This window comes from Rhizobium sp. 25PS6, from assembly GCF_032464655.1.
Classification (GTDB): domain Bacteria; phylum Pseudomonadota; class Alphaproteobacteria; order Rhizobiales; family Rhizobiaceae; genus Rhizobium; species Rhizobium laguerreae.
On record NZ_JAWDIV010000018.1, the window covers coordinates 48,150 to 65,905 of the forward strand.

Annotated in this window: 17 protein-coding genes; 6 read left to right on the plus strand and 11 right to left on the minus strand. The window is 63.0% G+C overall.

All coding sequences use genetic code 11. From position 1 onward, the window contains the following. Nucleotides 1-4: 4 nt before the first annotated feature. Entirely contained in the window at nucleotides 5-523 is a 519-nt protein-coding gene (locus RWK44_RS24365) for a FecR domain-containing protein (protein WP_020050035.1), read from the minus strand. Nucleotides 524-676: 153 nt separating this feature from the next. Continuing rightward, nucleotides 677-1,822, minus strand: coding sequence for a citrate synthase (locus RWK44_RS24370; RefSeq protein WP_131665325.1), 1,146 nt, complete (start codon nucleotides 1,820-1,822; stop codon nucleotides 677-679). 83 nt (nucleotides 1,823-1,905) lie between these two features. On the opposite strand from RWK44_RS24370, the gene RWK44_RS24375 reads away from it, so the two are divergent. Continuing rightward, nucleotides 1,906-2,994 (plus strand): citrate synthase/methylcitrate synthase, encoded by a 1,089-nt coding sequence (locus RWK44_RS24375; RefSeq protein ID WP_131665324.1) that lies wholly within the window; start codon nucleotides 1,906-1,908, stop codon nucleotides 2,992-2,994. A 38-nt stretch (nucleotides 2,995-3,032) separates the two neighbouring features. Here the strand turns inward: RWK44_RS24375 and RWK44_RS24380 are convergent, their stop codons facing one another. The 5 genes from RWK44_RS24380 to RWK44_RS24400 form a co-directional block, all read right to left on the minus strand. Beyond that, nucleotides 3,033-3,503: an SRPBCC family protein gene (locus RWK44_RS24380; protein WP_131665323.1), complete on the minus strand. Its 471-nt coding sequence runs from the start codon at nucleotides 3,501-3,503 to the stop codon at nucleotides 3,033-3,035. Between the two features lie 71 nt (nucleotides 3,504-3,574). Further along, a complete protein-coding gene (locus tag RWK44_RS24385) occupies nucleotides 3,575-5,203 on the minus strand; it encodes a CTP synthase (RefSeq protein WP_012757532.1) in 1,629 nt (542 codons plus the stop codon). Between the two features lie 143 nt (nucleotides 5,204-5,346). Then, nucleotides 5,347-5,868 carry a preprotein translocase subunit SecG gene (gene secG, locus RWK44_RS24390; protein ID WP_062944292.1) on the minus strand — a complete coding sequence of 174 codons (522 nt, stop codon included), beginning with the start codon at nucleotides 5,866-5,868 and terminating at the stop codon, nucleotides 5,347-5,349. Between the two features lie 131 nt (nucleotides 5,869-5,999). After that, nucleotides 6,000-6,770: a triose-phosphate isomerase gene (tpiA, locus tag RWK44_RS24395; RefSeq protein ID WP_131665322.1), complete on the minus strand. Its 771-nt coding sequence runs from the start codon at nucleotides 6,768-6,770 to the stop codon at nucleotides 6,000-6,002. Between the two features lie 126 nt (nucleotides 6,771-6,896). Further along, the gene (locus RWK44_RS24400; RefSeq protein ID WP_316029508.1) at nucleotides 6,897-7,796 is read right to left on the minus strand and encodes an alpha/beta hydrolase; all 900 of its coding nucleotides are present in this window, start codon (nucleotides 7,794-7,796) and stop codon (nucleotides 6,897-6,899) included. A 219-nt stretch (nucleotides 7,797-8,015) separates the two neighbouring features. On the opposite strand from RWK44_RS24400, the gene parE reads away from it, so the two are divergent. From parE to RWK44_RS24415, 3 genes are all read left to right on the plus strand, one after another. Further along, the gene (gene parE / locus RWK44_RS24405) at nucleotides 8,016-10,118 is read left to right on the plus strand and encodes a DNA topoisomerase IV subunit B (RefSeq protein ID WP_316029509.1); all 2,103 of its coding nucleotides are present in this window, start codon (nucleotides 8,016-8,018) and stop codon (nucleotides 10,116-10,118) included. Between the two features lie 203 nt (nucleotides 10,119-10,321). After that, nucleotides 10,322-11,476 carry an esterase-like activity of phytase family protein gene (locus tag RWK44_RS24410; RefSeq protein WP_316029510.1) on the plus strand — a complete coding sequence of 385 codons (1,155 nt, stop codon included), beginning with the start codon at nucleotides 10,322-10,324 and terminating at the stop codon, nucleotides 11,474-11,476. A gap of 116 nt (nucleotides 11,477-11,592) precedes the next feature. Next, on the plus strand, nucleotides 11,593-12,810 hold the full coding sequence (locus RWK44_RS24415; protein ID WP_316029511.1) for an AI-2E family transporter: 1,218 nt from the start codon (nucleotides 11,593-11,595) through the stop codon (nucleotides 12,808-12,810). 20 nt (nucleotides 12,811-12,830) lie between these two features. On the opposite strand, the gene RWK44_RS24420 is transcribed toward RWK44_RS24415, so the two are convergent. Beyond that, nucleotides 12,831-13,289 (minus strand): GNAT family N-acetyltransferase, encoded by a 459-nt coding sequence (locus RWK44_RS24420; RefSeq protein ID WP_168283603.1) that lies wholly within the window; start codon nucleotides 13,287-13,289, stop codon nucleotides 12,831-12,833. 128 nt (nucleotides 13,290-13,417) lie between these two features. On the opposite strand from RWK44_RS24420, the gene RWK44_RS24425 reads away from it, so the two are divergent. Continuing rightward, nucleotides 13,418-13,840, plus strand: a complete 423-nt coding sequence (locus RWK44_RS24425; RefSeq protein WP_077978210.1) for a hypothetical protein — start codon at nucleotides 13,418-13,420, stop codon at nucleotides 13,838-13,840. Between the two features lie 99 nt (nucleotides 13,841-13,939). Here RWK44_RS24425 and RWK44_RS24430 read toward each other — a convergent pair whose 3' ends face one another. The 3 genes from RWK44_RS24430 to RWK44_RS24440 form a co-directional block, all read right to left on the minus strand. Continuing rightward, nucleotides 13,940-15,082: a DUF2336 domain-containing protein gene (locus RWK44_RS24430; RefSeq protein WP_168283602.1), complete on the minus strand. Its 1,143-nt coding sequence runs from the start codon at nucleotides 15,080-15,082 to the stop codon at nucleotides 13,940-13,942. Nucleotides 15,083-15,189: 107 nt separating this feature from the next. Continuing rightward, nucleotides 15,190-15,801: a flavin reductase family protein gene (locus tag RWK44_RS24435; protein WP_131665315.1), complete on the minus strand. Its 612-nt coding sequence runs from the start codon at nucleotides 15,799-15,801 to the stop codon at nucleotides 15,190-15,192. Beyond that, nucleotides 15,801-16,385 (minus strand): nitroreductase family protein, encoded by a 585-nt coding sequence (locus RWK44_RS24440; protein WP_168283601.1) that lies wholly within the window; start codon nucleotides 16,383-16,385, stop codon nucleotides 15,801-15,803. Before RWK44_RS24440 ends, RWK44_RS24435 begins: the two co-directional genes overlap by 1 nt. 113 nt (nucleotides 16,386-16,498) lie before the next feature. On the opposite strand from RWK44_RS24440, the gene RWK44_RS24445 reads away from it, so the two are divergent. Then, entirely contained in the window at nucleotides 16,499-17,596 is a 1,098-nt protein-coding gene (locus tag RWK44_RS24445; protein WP_168283600.1) for a hypothetical protein, read from the plus strand. Nucleotides 17,597-17,756 lie beyond the last annotated feature (160 nt).

A 17,756-nucleotide genomic window follows, 5' to 3' on the forward strand; every position in this document is an offset into this window, starting at 1 on the left:
GGATTTATTGGCCGAGACGGGCAAGAAGGGCAGCGGCGCGCGGCGCCGGCCAGCGACGCACGACGAGGGGTTCGGTTCCGGCGGTAACGTCGACGCCCTCGCCCGGCGACAACACCACCGGCTCGCCGGCCGGCCGGCGAACCGCGACGCTGCCTCTGACGACCAGCACCGAGGTCTGGCCGCCTGCGACATCGACAGCCCATTGGGTGCCGCGCACGGCTGCGATCGCCTGCGGCGTCACGACCTGGAAACCACCGGCGTGCTGGGCGTTATCGACATCGACAAGAATTGCCTTGCGGCGCACCGATGCCGAATCGGGGCTGCCGTCACGGTTGCGATCGACGAGGCTGTAGGCCGCGCCGGCCTCCGCTGTCACCGTCACGCCGCCGGGACAACTGAGCACCTGGCGGGCGCCGGCATCACGCGATACCGTGCAGCCGGCAGACTGCGCAAAGGCCGCCCCATGCGGAATGAGGCCGGCAGCGAGTGCGGCGGCAAAAAGATTGCGAAGCGTCGTATTCATGGAAAGTCCCCTTGACCGTGCGAACAGGTCTTTTCGAAAGCGCCCGCCAACCGTCTTCTTCCCAACTGTCTTTTTCGATTTAAGGCATGATAGCCGAATTCAAATATTTCCCTAGGCAAAAAAAGCAGTTCGGCGCAATCGCCGGAGGAATTCTTACGCTCTACTATCCGTTTCAGGCGTCGGTCCGGTATAACGCGCCCGCGGCCGGATCAATTCGCCGCTGTCGATCTGTTCCATCGCATGCGCAAGCCAACCGGCAGAACGGGCAAGCGAGAACAGGATGATCGGCGCCTCCCTCGGGAGGTCGAAAGCGGCGGCCATCGCCGCAAGCACGAAATCGACGTTGACCTTCTCGCCGACCATCTCCTCGCCCACTCGCCGGACCTCATCAAACTGCGGCGGAAGGGGGAAGTGCGAAAGCAGCGCTAAGGCCCTGATATCGCAATCGGGATAGAGCGGATGACCGAAGGCTGACAGGCGATTGCCCTGGGCAAGCGTGCGGCGAATCGCCTGCGCCGCCCCAAGAGTGGAGGCGTTCTCGATCAAAGCGTCGACGCCCTGCCAGGCGCCGCCGTGCAGCGGCCCTGTCAGCGTCGCCAGACCAGACAGCACGGTGGCTGAAAGTGCTGCACCCGCCGATGCCGTGACCCGCGCCGCGAAGGCGGATGCGTTGAGTTCGTGATCGGCAAGCAGCACCAGCGCGCGGCGCAGGCAATCGGCAGCCTCCGGCCGCTGCCAGCTTGCCGCAAGCCTGAGATGCAGCGGCCGGTCGGAAGGCCCAGGCGCCAGCGCATCGGCGACCGTGTAGAGAACCCGGCTTGCTTCACGCCGAAGTGCTGCCTGCGAGCGGCCGAGCGACGGCAGATCCGATGTCACTCGCCCTGCCAGCGCCAGGAACGCCGCCTGAAGCGACGGAGAGGCATGTCTGGTCTCGCTGCCGGGGGAGAGTGGCTCCGCACCGTTCCACAGCAGCGCCGCCGTCTGCTCCAGCGTCGCGACTTCAGCGAAACCGGCCGTATCTTTTCCGCGATAGAAAAGCCGTCCGCCGATGATGGTGGAAATTGCCGAGGACAGAACTGGATCGCCCCAGCGGATCGCCTCGGCGGCGACGGTTTCGGTCTTGCGGCGGCCGGCATGGCGTTCGGCAAGCCGCTGTACGTCGGCAGCCTGGTAGAGGCTGCGGCGCGGGTCGGCGGGATCCGCCTTGGCGCGGATGCGCCCGCGGCTGACATTGGCGTAAAGCGTCTGCGGCTTGGTCTTCAGTGCCCGCAGCGCCTCCTCGGCAGTCAGCCACGACATCGGAACCTCATGTTGATCAATTGCATCAAGATTGACGTCAATGAGACTAGGTCGGATCATCCGGGCCGTAAAGGAGAAACAACATGAAAAACGGCTTGGAAGATGTCATTGCTGCCGAAACACAGCTTTCGGATGTCGATGGCGAAGCGGGGCGACTGATCATCCGCGGCGTATCGCTGGATCACCTGGTTGCAAACGGCACCTATGAAGGCGTCGCCGCCCTATTGCTCGATGGGCTGATGGAAAAAAGCTTCGACGAAGCGGAATTGCGCGACTGGTTGGCGCAGGCGCGAACAAGGATTTTCGGCCATATCAAGGCCGCCGATGCCGCCCTGCTCGCTTTGCCTCCTGTTGATGCGATGCGGGCGTTGATCGCCCGCCTGCCCGACGGCGAGGATTTCGATACCGCTCTCAACCTTCTGGCGGCGCCCGCCGTCTTCCTGCCGGCGATCCTTCGCAAGCAACGCGGCAAAAGACCGATCGCGCCGGACGCCTCGCTGCCGCAGGCGGCCGATATCCTGCGCATGCTGACCGGAAAATTGCCGACCAGGGAGCAGACGTCAGCACTCGACACCTATCTCGTGACGATATCGGACCATGGCCTCAATGCCTCGACCTTCGCATCGCGCGTCATCGCCTCGACGCAGGCCGGCCTCACGTCGTCCGTGCTTGCCGCACTGAGCGCGCTGAAAGGGCCGCTGCATGGCGGCGCGCCCGGTCCCGTGCTCGACATGCTGGATGCGATCGGAACGGCGGAGAATGCTCACCCGTGGCTCGAGGAAGCACTCGACCGCCGCGAAAGGCTGATGGGTTTCGGCCACCGTATCTATCGCGTCCGCGATCCGCGCGCCGATGCGCTGAAGGGAGCGCTGAAGCCGCTGATATCAACCGGACAGGTAAACAGCGCCCGCGGCGCTCTGGCGGAAGCCGTGGAGACTGCTGCATTGGCAATCCTGAAGGCACGCAAGCCGAACCGGCCGCTCGACGTCAATGTCGAATTTTATACCGCGCTGTTGCTCGAAACCCTCGGCTTTCCCCGCGAGGCCTTCACCGGCGTGTTCGCGGTCGGCCGCACCGTCGGATGGCTGGCGCATGCGCGCGAACAGGCGCTCGACGGCCGGCTGATCCGGCCACGCTCGGTCTATATCGGGCCGCTGCCGGCCGCTGCGTGAAGGTTGAATTCGGCGGCAGCATGTCCTGCCGCCGATTCTCAACCGCCGACGAAAGCGGCCAGCTTGCCGAGCGTCGAGCGGCACCCTTCCTCATTGTCTTCGAGGCGGATCCCGGGCGGAATATTGTCGCAGACCATCGTCACATCGGTGCCTCCATCCACAGGCGACAACATCGTGCTGACGGTCATCTCGCCGGAAAAAACCTCGTCCTCGGAATCGAAGACCGTTGCCCAGACGATTCGTTCATCCGGCACGAGCTTGGCAAAGCGGCCTTCGAACCTGTCTGTCTTGTCGGAGGTCTTGCCCGGCTGCGATGTCTCGTCGTCGGGATAGACGAGCGACATGCTGAAGGCGCCGCCTTCCCTACCCTCGAAGGCATGGACGATGCCCTTCATCGTATCGGGCGGAAGCCAGGTGGCGACCGCATCTGCATCGAGGAAGGCGCCGTAGATGCGCTCGCGCGGCGCTGCGATGAAGCGTGAGACGGTCGTGCTGCGTGAAGGGGTCATGCCGGCAAGTTAGCGCAGGCATGGATGTTATCCAGATCGCGCCTCAAACAACGCGATCTGGTTTGCATGCATCAGACGAGGCGGCTCTGTTCCGTCGCCGCTTCTATGAAGCTGGCAAACAGCGGATGCGGGTCGAGCGGCCGGCTCTTCAGTTCCGGGTGGTACTGTACGCCGATGAACCAGGGATGATCGGGATATTCGATCGTCTCCGGCAGCACGCCGTCCGGCGACATGCCGGAGAAGACGAGGCCGCAGTTTTCGAGCCGGTCCTTGTAGTCGATATTGACCTCGTAGCGGTGGCGGTGACGCTCGGAAATATCGGTGGAACCGTAGATATCCGAGATCTTCGTGCCCTTCTTCAGCGCCGCCTTGTAGGCGCCGAGGCGCATCGTGCCGCCGAGATCCCCGGCTGCCGTGCGCTTCTGCAACTCGTTGCCCTTGACCCATTCGGTCATCAGGCCGACCACCGGCTCTTTCGTCGGGCCGAATTCGGTCGAGGAGGCACCGGACACGTCGGCGAGATTGCGCGCCGCCTCGATGACCGCCATCTGCATGCCGAAGCAGATGCCGAAATACGGCACCTTGCGCTCGCGGGCAAAGCGGGCAGCGTGGATCTTGCCTTCCGAACCGCGCTCGCCGAAGCCGCCCGGCACGAGGATACCGTGCACCTTTTCGAGATAGGGCGCCGGATCTTCTTTTTCGAAGACCTCGGACTCGATCCATTCAAGGTTGACCTTGACGCGATTGGCGATGCCGCCGTGATGCAGCGCCTCGATCAGCGACTTATACGCATCCTTGAGGCCGGTATATTTGCCGACGATCGCGATCGTCACCTCGCCCTCCGGCGTGCGGATGCGGTTGCAGACCTCTTCCCACGGGTCGAGCCGCGGCTTCGGCGCCGGCTCGATACCGAAGGCCGCGAGCACTTCGTCGTCGAGGCCTTCCTTGTGGTAGGCTATCGGTACATCGTAGATGTTGGCGACGTCGAGCGCCTGGATGACGGCAGACGGGCGAACGTTGCAGAACAACGAGAGCTTGCGGCGTTCGGCTTCCGGAATTTCGCGGTCAGCCCGCACCAGCAGGATATCGGGATGAATGCCGAGCGCCTGCAGTTCCTTCACCGAATGCTGCGTCGGCTTGGTCTTGAGCTCGCCGGCCGCCGGGATATAGGGCATCAGCGTCAGGTGAACGTAGACGGCGGTGCCGCGCGGCAGGTCGTTGCCGAGTTGGCGGATCGCCTCCATGAACGGCATCGCTTCGATGTCGCCGACCGTGCCGCCGATCTCGCAGATGACGAAGTCGTAGTCGTCATTGCCCTCGATGACGAAATCCTTGATCTCGTTGGTGACGTGCGGGATGACCTGCACCGTCGCGCCGAGATAGTCGCCGCGCCGTTCTTTGTCGATGATGTTCTTGTAGATGCGGCCGGTGGTGATGTTGTCGGTCTTGGTCGCCGAACGCCCCGTGAAGCGTTCGTAGTGACCGAGATCGAGATCGGTTTCCGCGCCGTCGTCGGTGACGAACACCTCGCCATGCTGGGTCGGGCTCATCGTGCCCGGATCCACGTTCAGATAAGGGTCGAGCTTGCGAAGCCGAACCCGATATCCACGGGCCTGCAGCAACGCTCCGAGAGCCGCGGCCGCAATTCCTTTTCCGAGAGAGGAAACCACGCCGCCAGTGATGAATACGTATCGCGCCATGGGATTCACCGGATACCTTTTCAAAAACGATTCCACCAGCCCAAAAATTCTTTTCCAGAACTTTCGATGCGTGGCGCAGGAATCTGAACAAAAGAAAACCGGCAGACCCGAGGGCCTGCCGGCGGTTTATGTCGAAGACCTGTTTACTGTCCCGTCGGGACGCCGGAGGGCTGAGCCGGTGCCGGCGCGGCCGGAGCTGCGGGCGTTGCCGGAGCGGTCGTTGAAGGCGCGGTGGCCGCCGGGGCCTGAGTGCCAGTTGCCGGCGCCCCAGTTGCTGGCGCCTGAGCGGCGGGAGCCTGCGGTGCGGGTGCTGCCGCGCCGCTGCTCGGAACGCCGTTGCCGGCCGGCGGGGTTGCCGGAGCCTGTGCGCCGCCGAGCGAATCGAGAATGCCGTTGCCCTGGCCGCCTGTTGCCGGAATGCGATCAAGAATATCGCTCGGACGGCCCTCGTAACGCGTCAGGATGCCGAGGCCGAGCGAGGTCAGGAAAAACAGGGTCGCAAGGATCGCGGTCGTGCGCGTCAGCGCATTGGCCGTGCCGCGGGCCGACATGAAGCCGGAACCGCCGCCGATGCCGAGGCCGCCGCCTTCCGAGCGCTGGATGAGCACGACGCCGACAAGGGCGAGCACGATCATGAGATGGATGACAATCAATACGGTCTGCATGGGTCCAGTCCTGCCCGCCTGGAGACGGACAAAGTTAAGAATTCTGGCGGCTCTTTACATGAGGCTTTCATCTATTCCAAGCCCTTCAGCCAGGAATAAACTCGGGAATAAACCCAGGAATAAAAAATGCCTCAGGCGAGCAGCGCCTCATAGGCCCGGTAGATGGCGAGGAAGTCGGCCGCTTTCAAGCTCGCTCCGCCGATCAACGCGCCGTCGACATTGGCAATGCCCATCAGCTCATGGGCATTGGCCGGCTTGACCGAGCCGCCATAGAGAAGACGCATCTTGCGGCCTTGGTCGCCGAAGCGGGCCGCAAGCTCTGCCCGCATGAAGGCATGCGCCTTTTCGACATCACCTGATGTCGGCGTCACGCCGGTGCCGATCGCCCAGATCGGCTCGTAGGCGATGACTGTGCTCTGAGCGGTGGCGCCGTCCGGAACCGAGGCGGAAAGCTGGCGCTTGATGACGTCGAGCGCCTGGCCTGTCCGGCGTTCATCCGCGGTCTCGCCGATGCAGATGATCGCCGTCAGCCCTGCGGCGAAGGCAGCCTCCGCCTTGGCGCGCACCAGATGATCCGTTTCGGCATGGTCGGTGCGCCGCTCGGAATGGCCGACGATGACATAGGTGCCGAAACAATCGGCAATCATCTCGGCCGAGAGGTCGCCGGTATGCGCGCCTGATGGGTTCTGATGGCAGTCCTGAGCGCCGATCGCCAGCGGGCTGTCGGTGCACAGCGCCGTCGCCACGTAGAGCAGCGTCGCTGGCGGGCAGATCAGCGCTTCGACCTTGTCGGCCAGCGGCGGGCGAACACCCTCGGCGATCGTCTTGATCTGATCCAGGGAGGCACGCATGCCATTCATTTTCCAGTTTCCCGCCACAAGCGGGCGTACATCAGGTGTCATGCCGGCCTTCCACAATCTGCTTATGCCTTGGGCAATATCAAAAGCTTGCAGCAAAGAAAAGCATCATGCCCTTGACGTAAGGGGAATCTCTGCGATCTCGCGCATATTTCTGCCGAAAATCGTCCGCTAAGCAGCCAGAATCCAGTTCAACACCTTACGCCAGTCGATCATCCGGATCGGCGTCCCGTGATTGCCGGTCTGAAACAGCGTGAAACGCGCCGGATACTTTGCATTGTGCAGGCTTTCGAACAGCGCCTGCTGGTTAGCGGCGGCATAGACCGGATCGCGGCTGCCATGGGCGAACCACAGCGGCAGCTTCGCCTTGTAGAAGGCGCTTCTGATGAAATCGGGATCGGTGACCCCGCTCATAACAAGCATGCCCTTCAGCCGCTTGACGCTGTCACCGTCGCGCGCAACGCCCCAGCAGACCTGGCTGCCCATCGAGGCGCAGGAAAGGATGATCGGCCGGCCGGGCGATTGCGCGCTGGCATAGCGGATCAGGCCGGCGATCGCCGCAACGCCGCTGCTGTCGAAGCTTTTGACCGTCGGCGAATAATAAACGCCGTCATTGCCGGCGACGAGGTTCTTGAGGCGGTTGAAATTGCCGCCGAAGCTGTAGTCGTTGGCTCCGAGCCGCCGGTCACCGTCGCGGCCATGGATGAAAATCACCGTAAAGGCGGCATTCCCGGCCGGTCCCAGCCTGGTGACATCGAGCTTGATGCCGTCGAGAGACAGCGTCTCGTCCGCTTGCGCCTTGCGGATGCCGAGCGACACATATTTCTGCTGTACCCGCTTTTGCGGGATCTGGTCGCGGCCGTTGATATCGCGCATCTCGTCATAGTCGATGACCTCGAAGGCGCCGCCGTCGCCTGTCTGCAGCACGGCCTGCTTGGAAAACAGGTCGTCCTTGAAAGGCGGCAAAGCGTCGGCCGCCTCTGCCGGGCCAACAGCGGACAGGATGGCCGCGGACAAGAAAAACGCCGTAATTGCGGTGATGATGGTGCAATGACTTGTGGACATTCGCATTCGGATGGTTCCTGAAGCCTGCCGCCGCTTGCCATTCTGCGCCCGGCAACGCAAATCATTTGGGAAAAGCCCGCCAAATCAGGCGGTGTCGCGTATAGAGGTGCTTTCTGGCAAAATCTGCCTGATTCGCAAACGTGGCATGAAATGCGGTGATTTTGGGTCGGCGGCGGATGCCCGCCCAAGCCCGACCTAAGACAGGATGAAGATCTGAACGGCTCCATGGACGATAGCAACGACCTCTTTTCCGGAATGCCCCTCTCTGAAAAACGCGAGGAGGCGCAGAAGCCTGCTGCGCCCGCCGAACGGCCGCCGGTGACGGCTGCGCCCGCCGCAGCGCCAGCACCCCCTGCTGCCGGAGCCTCCGCGCGCCCGGCGCCCGCCGCATCGAACTCCGATGATTACGGCGCCTCGTCGATCCGCGTCCTCGAAGGCCTCGAGCCGGTGCGCATGCGCCCGGGCATGTATATCGGCGGCACCGATGAAAAGGCGCTGCACCACCTCTTTGCCGAAGTCATCGACAATGCGATGGACGAGGCGGTCGCCGGGCACGCCAATTTCATCGAGGTCTATCTCGACCTCGAGGGTTATCTCACCGTCTCCGACAACGGCCGCGGCATCCCGGTCGAGAACCATCCGCAGGTGCCGGGCAAGTCGACGCTCGAAGTCATCATGACCAAGCTGCATGCCGGCGGCAAATTCGACGGCAAGGCCTATGAGACCTCGGGCGGCCTGCACGGCGTCGGCGTTTCGGTCGTCAACGCGCTCTCCGACGACCTCGAGGTCGAGGTGGCGCGAAACCGCAAGCTCTACCGCCAGCGCTTCTCCCGCGGCCTGCCGCAGGGCGGTCTCGAAGAGTTGGGCGACGTCCACAATCGCCGCGGCACCCGCGTGCGCTTCCATCCCGACCCCCAGATATTTGGGGATCATATGAAGTTCGATGCCGCCCGCGTCTTCCGCATGGCGCGCTCCAAGGCCTATCTGTTCGGCGGCGTCGAGATCCGCTGGAGCTGCGAGGCGGGCGTGCTGCCCGAAGGTTCCGAGGTCCCTGACAAGGCCGTCTTCCACTTCCCCGGCGGCCTGAAGGACTATCTCCAGGCGACGATGGGCAAGGAGTTCACCGTCACCCGCGAGATCTTTGCCGGCAAGACCGAGAAGACCAGCGGCCACGGCTCGATGGAATGGGCGATCACCTGGTATGGCGGCGATCCGCAGGTGCATTCCTATTGCAATACCATCCCGACGCCCGAAGGCGGCACGCATGAGGCCGGCCTGCGCATCGCGCTGACCAAGGGCCTGAAGGCCTATGCCGAACTGACGCAGAACAAGCGCGCCGCGCAGATCACCACCGACGACGTGATGATTTCGGCCGTCGGCATGCTGTCGGTCTTCATCCGCGAGCCGGAATTCGTCGGCCAGACAAAGGACAAGCTTGCGACCGTCGAGGCCCAGCGCATCGTCGAGAACGCGCTGCGCGACCCCTTCGACCATTACCTTGCCGACAATCCGAACGAGTCGGCCAAGCTGCTCGACTGGGTGATCGAGCGCGCCGAGGAGCGCCTGCGCCGCCGCAAGGAAAAGGAAGTCAACCGCAAGAGCGCGGTGCGCAAATTGCGCCTGCCCGGCAAGCTCGCCGACTGCTCGCAGAACACTGCCGAGGGTGCCGAACTCTTCATCGTCGAGGGTGATTCGGCAGGCGGCTCGGCCAAGCAGGCGCGCAACCGCGCCAACCAGGCAATTCTGCCGCTGCGCGGCAAGATCCTCAACGTTGCCAGCGCCGGCCGCGAAAAACTCGGCGCCAACCAGCAGCTCGCCGATCTCGTCCAGGCGCTCGGCTGCGGCACGCGCTCGAAATACCGCGACGAAGACCTGCGCTACGAGCGCATCATCGTCATGACCGATGCCGACGTCGACGGCGCCCACATCGCCTCGCTGCTCATCACCTTCTTCTATCAGGAGATGCCGGAACTGGTGCGCGGCGGCCATCTCTTCCTCGCCGTGCCGCCGCTTTATAAAATCACCCAAGGCTCGAAATCCGCCTATGCCCGCGACGACAATCATCGCGCCGAGCTGATGCAGACGGAGTTCAAGGGTACGGCCAAGGTCGAGATCAGCCGCTTCAAAGGTCTCGGCGAAATGATGCCCGCCCAGCTCAAGGAAACCACGATGGATCCGTCCAAGCGCACCCTACTCAAGGTGCTGATCGACGAGGTGGATTTCGAAGGCACCCGCGCCGCCGTCGACGACCTGATGGGCACCAAACCGGAAGCCCGCTTCCGCTTCATCCAGGATCGCGCAGCCTTCGCCGAAAACCTCGATATCTAGAATATACCATCGAGCGCGCCGATCGGTCTGATAGACACGGGTTCGGCGCGCCGCATTTTAGCATTCACGATCGATTTCACGGAACTGACGAAGAACCGTAACAACTCCGTCAAACAACCGGCGCATGAAGCGGTCGGCGTGCCTCCCAAGGGAGCAGCATTTGCGCCGGTCGAACCGTTTTCAACCCTTGCCGGATATTTGTCATGACCAAGCGTTTTCTCGCGGCTGCCGCTTTCGTTCTCCTGTCCAGCACAGTCACCGCCAGCACCACAGATATTGGAGCCACCGATATCGGTGCCATCTTCGAGACCGCCTGCCCCTTCGGCGATTGCGCCGCCGGCATCTCGCTCTCTTATCTCGGTGAATTCGTCATCCCCACCGGCCACATGGAAAACGGCATCGAATTCGGCGGTATTTCCGGCCTCGATTTCGATGCCGCCACCGGCCACTATCTCGCCATCAGCGACGACCGCTCGGAAAGAGGCCCTGCCCGTTTCTATGAACTCGACGTCGATCTCGACGCGTCGGGCTTCAAGGGCGTTTCGATCGTCAAGCAGGTGACCCTGAAGGACAAGAACGGCGAGCCCTTTGCTGCCCGGACCGTCGATCCGGAATCGATCCGCCTCGGAAAGGACGGTATCTATTGGGGCAGCGAAGGCGACGGCAAGGCGTTGCTGGCACCCTTCGTCCGCGTCGCGTCGCCGGACGGTTCCTTCGTTCGGGAATTCAAGCTGCCGGAGGGCTTTGCGCCCACCGCGGATAAGTCGACCGGCATCCGTGACAATCTCGCCTTCGAGGATATTGCCATCGCGCCCTTCGGCGATGTTTTCGTCGGTGTCGAAGCCGCCCTTTACCAGGATGGTCCGAAATCCTCGCTGATGTCAGGCAGCCTGTCGCGCATCGTCCGCTACGACGGAGCCACCGGCGAGCCGAAGGCTGAGTACGTCTATCCCGTCTCGCCGATCCCGCAGGCCGCCACCAAGGCCGACGGCGGCAATGACAACGGCATGTCCGAGATTCTCGCCCTCGACGATCACCGCCTGCTCGCCGTCGAACGCAGTTATGCCCAGGGCTTCGGCAACAACATCAAGATTATGATGATCGATCTCGCCGACGCCACCGATGTATCCACCATCGCGTCCCTCGCCCAAAACGACCAGCGCGTCGTCCCCGTCCGCAAAAGCCAGGTCCTCGATTTGAGAGCGATCGGCCTCGTTCCCGACAATATAGAGGCGATGTCGCTCGGCAGGGCCAAGGATGGCGCCGAGGTCCTCATTCTCGGCTCCGACAATAATTTCTCGACCAGCCAGAAGACACAATTCTATGCCTTCAAGATCCTCAGCCGCCCGCAGCAGTAAGACGTCCGGATCTGAGGGTCGAATAGGCACGCTTTGTATACGCTTTCACGGTGCCGACCTTGAAACCGTCGGGATCATGGCCCATAACCAGAGTACAAGAAAAAGAAGAGGCGCGCGTGGGTGTGTTCGACCGTCAGAAAAGCAATCATGAACCGCGATGGCTCGGATCGTCGGCACAGACGCGTACGCCGCTGATTCCCTCCATTTCGGCGGCGCGCTGGCTGCTGGTCCTGGTCGTCGCTGCCGGCGTCTATTTCTTCTACGGCTTCCTCGTGCCGGTGCTCGCAGCCCTCGTCATCGGCTTTGCCAGCTGGCCGCTCTACCGCAAGCTTCTTGCCCGCGTCGGCGGCAACACGACGATCGCCGCGACCATCGCCATCATCCTGATCATCACCTTCCTGGTCATCCCGATCGGGCTTGCGGTCACCTATACGACGGGCGAAGTGCGCACCTGGGTCGCTTGGGCAATCCACGCCAACCGCGCCGGCGCCCTGACACCCGACTGGATCGTCGCGCTGCCTTGGGCCGGCGCCTATCTCGATGAAGTCTGGACAAAATATATCGGCAGTCCCGGCGCACTCGGCGACGTTATCCAGGCGGTCAGCGGCGCCAATATCGGCAACATATACCGCGCCGTGCTGGCGGCCGGCGGCGGCGCCTTCCACCTGCTGCTGACGCTGCTCTTCATGCTGATCGCGCTGTTCTTCGTCTATCGCGACGGTTTCTCCTTCTCCAAGCAGATCGACATGCTGGGCGAGCGCATCCTGCCCAACCGCTGGGAGCGCATTTCCCGCGTCGTGCCGGCGACGATCAGCTCCACCGTCATGGGCATGACGCTGATCGCGATCGGCGAAGGCATCGTGCTCGGCCTTGCCTACTGGATTGCCGGCGTGCCGTCGCCGGTGACGCTCGGCGTGCTGACGGGCGTGATGGCGCTGATACCTGGCGGTGCGCCGCTCTCCTTCACGCTGGTCTCCGTCTATCTGCTGGCGAGCGGCTCGCATGTCGCCGGCATCAGTCTCTTCGTCTGGGGGACTGTCGAACTCTTCATCGTCGACAAGACGCTGCGGCCGAAACTCGTTGGCGGTCCGATCAAGCTGCCCTTCCTGCCGACCTTCTTCGGCCTCGTCGGCGGCGTCAAGACGATGGGTTTCCTCGGCCTCTTCATCGGCCCGGTGCTGATGGCGCTGATCGTTGCCATTTGGCGCGAATGGATCCACGAGGCCCGCAACGCCGACAAGAGCGAAACCGGACCGCAGATCATCATCGACGAACAGGCCCCGCCGCCGGTCCCTGGCTCGCCGAAAACCATGCCGCGCGTCGCCGAAGGCTGAACATGCCCTGAAGAGACCGGCTACCCCAGCCGCTTTTCCATGAACAGGCTGAGCGGGTCCGCCAGATAGCTGCCGAAAGGCTCGATGTCCCGATATCCATATTTGCGGTAGAGAGCGATCGCCTCGGGCTGGTAGATGCCGGTTTCGAGCCGGATCGCCGTCAGACCCTTTTCTCCGGCGATCGCTTCGAGCGCATTCATCAGACTGCTGGCGATCCTCAGGCCCCTCGCCTCGGGATCGACGAACATGCGCTTGATCTCCGCCGCGCCGTCCCCGGCCTCTACCAGCGCGCAGCAGCCCACGATCGCATCGCCATTGCGCGCGACCAGGAAGCTCACCGAAGGTTTCTCCAGCATGGAAAGGTCGACCAGATGGTTGCTCTCCGCAGGATAGAGCGATTGCGCATAGGCATCGGAAAGATCGAGAAGCCGGATGACGCCCTCCTGACGCGGCGGCTCCAGGGCAATGGTGATGGACATGCTGCTCCCTCTGCTGGCGCGGGGCACAATTTTCCCCGATATGACGAAGACTTAATGCCGTTGCCTTCATTCGGTTGGAATTGCGCCCTCTAAGACGATGAAGTGCTCAATAATCAAGGAAGCAGAATATGCAAGCGGTGCTGATCGCGATGACCATTCTCGGCTGCGACGATTCCATCAGCCAGTGCAATTATGTCGCGACCGTCGATAAACGCTGGGGAACCGTTGCCGCCTGCGATGCCGAAGCCGAACGAAGGCTGAAGACTTATGTGAACGTCAACTATCCCTCGGTGATCGCGGTGTGCGAGGCGCCGAAAACGATCGCAGCCGCCGAGCCACCGAAAGCGGCGCCAGTGCCTGCCGCTGCGCCCGAGGTCGTTGTGGCCGCGCCCGACGAACCCACAGGAAGGATCGCCGGTTTTGCTGAAGGCATCGCCGGGCAGGTCCGCGCCCACCTGCCCTCGGGCAGAAGCGTCAAGGACACACTGACCAAGCCCGTGCACTTCGTCTCCGCCAGCTATTCATGGGTGGTGACTCGGCTGGCCGATTAGGGCGCCGTGCGTGCTTTCGGACGCACAAAGGACGCTCTAACACTTTCAATCCTCGCATCGTGCTTTCCGAAAATCGATTCCGATTTTCGGGCCGATGCGCTAGGCAGCCGCAAGTGCCGCGTAGACGCGGGCCGATTGTCGCTGCTCGTTGACGTGCAGCTTTTCCACCATGTCGAGCAACTCGCCGATCGCGCCATGCGCGTCGTGATGGCGGAATTTTTCGAGAAGACGGCCGCAGACATTGCCGAGCACGCTGGCCGGCGCTTTTCTGGCGGCGTCGCGCCACAGCATCGTCGCCTCGACGAAGATCACGCTGATATCCCTCGGCAGGCCGGCGGACTCATAGAGCGCGCGCACGGCATGCATGCGTCCGGTTGCCAGGATCGAACGCACGCGGCGCTCGCTGCACGCGGTCAGATCGACGATCGCACCGGCGAAGAAATCCACCTTACCGGCACAGAGCGCATGCATCAGGAAGGACGGCGTCAGCCGGCCGTTGACGCGCAGATGCTGGACGAGATCGGGTATTTCGCGCGGCGCGATGTCGCCGGCGATCGAAACGATGGCAGCCTCGGTCGCCTCGCGGCTGATGCGCTGAAGCCGCTGCAGGCCGATCGCCGCCTGCGCCAGCGGCAGGCCGACCAGCGCATTGCTGACATGCTGGGCCAGCAACTGGAGGGCATCGGCGGGAAGATCGCTGCGGTCGAGAAGCAGGTTGCGAATATCGCAGCAGTCGCCGAGCCGTTCGGCGATGCGTTTCAACGATAGGCTGGAGATCACCGCGCCGTCATTCTCCAGCAGGCAGAGCAGTTCTTCCTCGTCGCCGACCTCCGCAAGAGCGGCGGAGACCGGGCGCGTCACGTACGCTCTCGCCGCAATCAGCATGCGGGTGGCGCCGTTGCCGCGCGCGGCAAGGTCGACGAGATCGGCGTCGCTCAAAAGTGGCGAGCAGGTCACCGCGTGGCAGGCGACCTCGGGCTGGTCTTCGGCAAGCGAAAGGATAAGGTTGCGCGGCGCATCGGGCGACCAGGCGATCGCCTCGGCAAGCGCAAGCCGCACGCGCGGCGACGGATCGTCGAGAAGAAAAGTCATCGCCATTTCGGCAGCCGCCCGCTCATCCGCGGACATTTCGGACTGCAGATAGGCGCGCCCGAGGGCGTTTGCAGCCCGGGCCCGGTCACCGGTCTTGGCCGTTTCGATCCAACGAAGGAAAGCTTCTACGATCACGCGACGCCCCAGCATTTGAACGCGATTCCCTCGCGCTCCATTCAATGCTGCGACCGTAGTGGCAAAAGGTTTAAGATTGGTTCACCATGTTTCTTAAGCCTTTGGACGCCTTGCCGTTCGGCTCAGCCTTGCTGCGTCTTCGGCCGGATCATCTCGAAAACATCGCTGCCTTCGCTGTAATCCATGTAGCCCATGCGGGCCAGAGGTCGGGCGATCGACATGTCGAGGCGGCCGTCCCTGACGATCGCTTCATCGATATGGATGCCGACCACTTCGCCGAAGACGAGGACGTTTTCGGACGGTTCGCCCGACAGCGTCTTCGGCTCGATGATCTCGGTCACCCTGCATTCGAGCACCGCGAAAGCCTCGCCGACATAGGGCGCGTCGATCAGTTCGGCCGGCTTCGCCGTCAGACCGGCGAAGTCGAATTCGCTGTCGCCGTAGGGCAGCGCCGCCGAGGAGAGGTTCATCTTCTCGGCGAGATCGCGGCTGACGAAATTGCAGGTGAAGGCGCCGGTCTCGGCCGCGTTGCGCTGGCTGTGCTTGCGCCCGGCCGAAGAAAACATCACCAGCTTCGGCCGGTCGGCAACGGCATTGAAGAAGGAATAGGGCGCCAGATTGATCGAACCATCCCTGCCCTTGCTGCCGATCCAGCCGATCGGACGCGGCGATACGATCGCCTTGAACGGATCATGCGCGAGCCCGTGCCGATTGCTGTCGGTGGTGTAGAACATCAGTCTTCTCCGCCGACCCAGGTCACGGTATCGGCAAGCTCCGGCCGCGGCCGCTCGATCGCCGGAAATGTCGTCGAGCCGATATGGATGAAGCCCGCCACCTTTTCATCTGGCCCAACGCCGAGCAGCGGATAGGCGCGCTCATCATAGGCGAACCACTCCGTCAGCCAGTTGGCGACATAACCGTTGGCGTTGGCGGCGAGGATGACGTTGAAGCAAAGTGCGCCTGCCGACATCATCTGCTCCCATTCCGGGATCTTGATATGCGGCCCCGCCTTGCTGACGACGGCGACGACCACGGGCGCACGGGTGAAACGGCTGCGCTCGACCTGGATCATCTCTTCGGAGAGATCGGGCTTTGTCTGAAGCGCCAGCGCCAGAAGCTCCTCGCCGAGACGCACGCGCTGCTCTCCGCGATAGACGATGAAGCGCCAGGGCGCAATCTTGCCGTGATCGGGAACACGCGAGGCAAGACGCAGGATCTCCTCGATCTCGGCCTTCTCGGGGCCTGGTTCACACATCTGGAAAGCGGGGATGGAGCGGCGCACGGCGAGGTAGTCGATCAGCTTGATATCGGATTTCATACGGGAGAAGCTCTCATTTTTATGCTGCTGCAAAGGGTGGGTCTTGAATTTGCCATCGCGTTGGTCTTGAAGTGACCTTTGCTATTTCAGAAGTCAATCGGTTCACGAAACAGATGTTTGGCATTTTGCCTTTTGCACGCATCGGCCTTGCCATTGCCCTGATGGTATTGATGCCACTCGGCGCCGGCGCTCAGGATGCTTTCAAGGAATTCAAACAGCTTGAATCGACGCCGAAGATGCCGAAGCTCGATGCCTTCATCGCGCCCGGCACGGTGCCCAAAGGGGTCAAGCTGCGCGACGTCCCGATGGAAGCCAAGTTGACGGCGGACGGCACGCCGATCGAGGAAGGCCTCTCCTGGTATGTCTTCAGCCCGATCGCCGGATCCGACGGCAAGCTGCCGCTGATCGCCAGCGCCAAGGGCGGCCCCGCCGCCTTCCAGCTCGCCCCCGGCGATTATTTCGTCAACGTCTCCTTCGGCCGCGCCGGGGTCACCAAGAAACTGACCGTGCCTGCCGAAGGCGAGGTCGACAAACAGGTGATGGTGCTCGATGCCGGCGGCCTGCTGCTCAATGCCGTCTCCGGTGCCGATGCCCGCATCCGCCCCGACCAGTTGAGCTTCTCGATCTATTCCTCGGAAGTGCGCGACGATGGCGAGCGCGGCCTCGTCGTGGCCGATGTTTCGCCGAATACCGTTGTCCGTCTCAATGCCGGCACCTATCACATCGTTTCCGAATATGGCAGCGTCAACGCCGTGATCCGCGCCGACATCCAGGTCGAGGCCGGCAAGCTGACCGAGGCGACGATCCAGCATCGCGCCGCGCAGATCACCTTCAAGCTGGTCTCCGACGCCGGCGGCGAGGCGATCGCCGATACGGCATGGTCGATCCTGACGGCGGCCGGCGACAGTGTCGGCGAAAGCGTCAGCGCCTTCCCGACCATGGTTCTCGCCGAAGGCGGATATTCCGCCGTCGCCCGCAACAAGGACAAGATCTACCAGCGCGATTTCACCGTCGTCGCCGGCAGGAACACCGATGTCGAGGTTCTGATGAAGGACCAGCAGCCGCAGCCGCCGGTCAGCGCGGCCCGCACGGTGCAGCAGGTGCCTGTGGGCACACCACCGCCGCCAGGCGTCCAGCCGGCTCCGGTGGAGCCGCTGCCCTCCTACGAACAGCTCGTGCCGCAGGGCGACGACGACACCAGCCTCGATTGATTTTTCCGGGAGCGGTTTCGGCTCGAGACGACGGCGGCGCCACTGAGAAGACGGTCACGGCCTGAAGCCTCCGACCGTGCAGCTCAGCAGTGCTCAGGCGCAGATTCCATCATTGGCACAGAATATTTTCTGAAACTCACCCGGGACGACACGTTCCGAT

Excerpts from the sequence above, each read along its gene's own strand:
- RWK44_RS24375 (WP_131665324.1), top strand. The coding sequence starts at position 1,906 with ATGAAAAACGGCTTGGAAGATGTCATTGCTGCCGAAACACAGCTTTCG.
- RWK44_RS24365 (WP_020050035.1), bottom strand. The coding sequence starts at position 523 with ATGAATACGACGCTTCGCAATCTTTTTGCCGCCGCACTCGCTGCCGGC.
- RWK44_RS24425 (WP_077978210.1), top strand. The coding sequence starts at position 13,418 with ATGCAAGCGGTGCTGATCGCGATGACCATTCTCGGCTGCGACGATTCC.
- secG (WP_062944292.1), bottom strand. The coding sequence starts at position 5,868 with ATGCAGACCGTATTGATTGTCATCCATCTCATGATCGTGCTCGCCCTT.
- RWK44_RS24380 (WP_131665323.1), bottom strand. The coding sequence starts at position 3,503 with ATGACCCCTTCACGCAGCACGACCGTCTCACGCTTCATCGCAGCGCCG.
- RWK44_RS24410 (WP_316029510.1), top strand. The coding sequence starts at position 10,322 with ATGACCAAGCGTTTTCTCGCGGCTGCCGCTTTCGTTCTCCTGTCCAGC.
- RWK44_RS24440 (WP_168283601.1), bottom strand. The coding sequence starts at position 16,385 with ATGAAATCCGATATCAAGCTGATCGACTACCTCGCCGTGCGCCGCTCC.
- RWK44_RS24435 (WP_131665315.1), bottom strand. The coding sequence starts at position 15,801 with ATGTTCTACACCACCGACAGCAATCGGCACGGGCTCGCGCATGATCCG.
- RWK44_RS24385 (WP_012757532.1), bottom strand. The coding sequence starts at position 5,203 with ATGGCGCGATACGTATTCATCACTGGCGGCGTGGTTTCCTCTCTCGGA.
- RWK44_RS24445 (WP_168283600.1), top strand. The coding sequence starts at position 16,499 with ATGTTTGGCATTTTGCCTTTTGCACGCATCGGCCTTGCCATTGCCCTG.
- RWK44_RS24400 (WP_316029508.1), bottom strand. The coding sequence starts at position 7,796 with ATGCGAATGTCCACAAGTCATTGCACCATCATCACCGCAATTACGGCG.
- RWK44_RS24430 (WP_168283602.1), bottom strand. The coding sequence starts at position 15,082 with ATGCTGGGGCGTCGCGTGATCGTAGAAGCTTTCCTTCGTTGGATCGAA.
- parE (WP_316029509.1), top strand. The coding sequence starts at position 8,016 with ATGGACGATAGCAACGACCTCTTTTCCGGAATGCCCCTCTCTGAAAAA.
- RWK44_RS24420 (WP_168283603.1), bottom strand. The coding sequence starts at position 13,289 with ATGTCCATCACCATTGCCCTGGAGCCGCCGCGTCAGGAGGGCGTCATC.
- tpiA (WP_131665322.1), bottom strand. The coding sequence starts at position 6,770 with ATGACACCTGATGTACGCCCGCTTGTGGCGGGAAACTGGAAAATGAAT.
- RWK44_RS24370 (WP_131665325.1), bottom strand. The coding sequence starts at position 1,822 with ATGTCGTGGCTGACTGCCGAGGAGGCGCTGCGGGCACTGAAGACCAAG.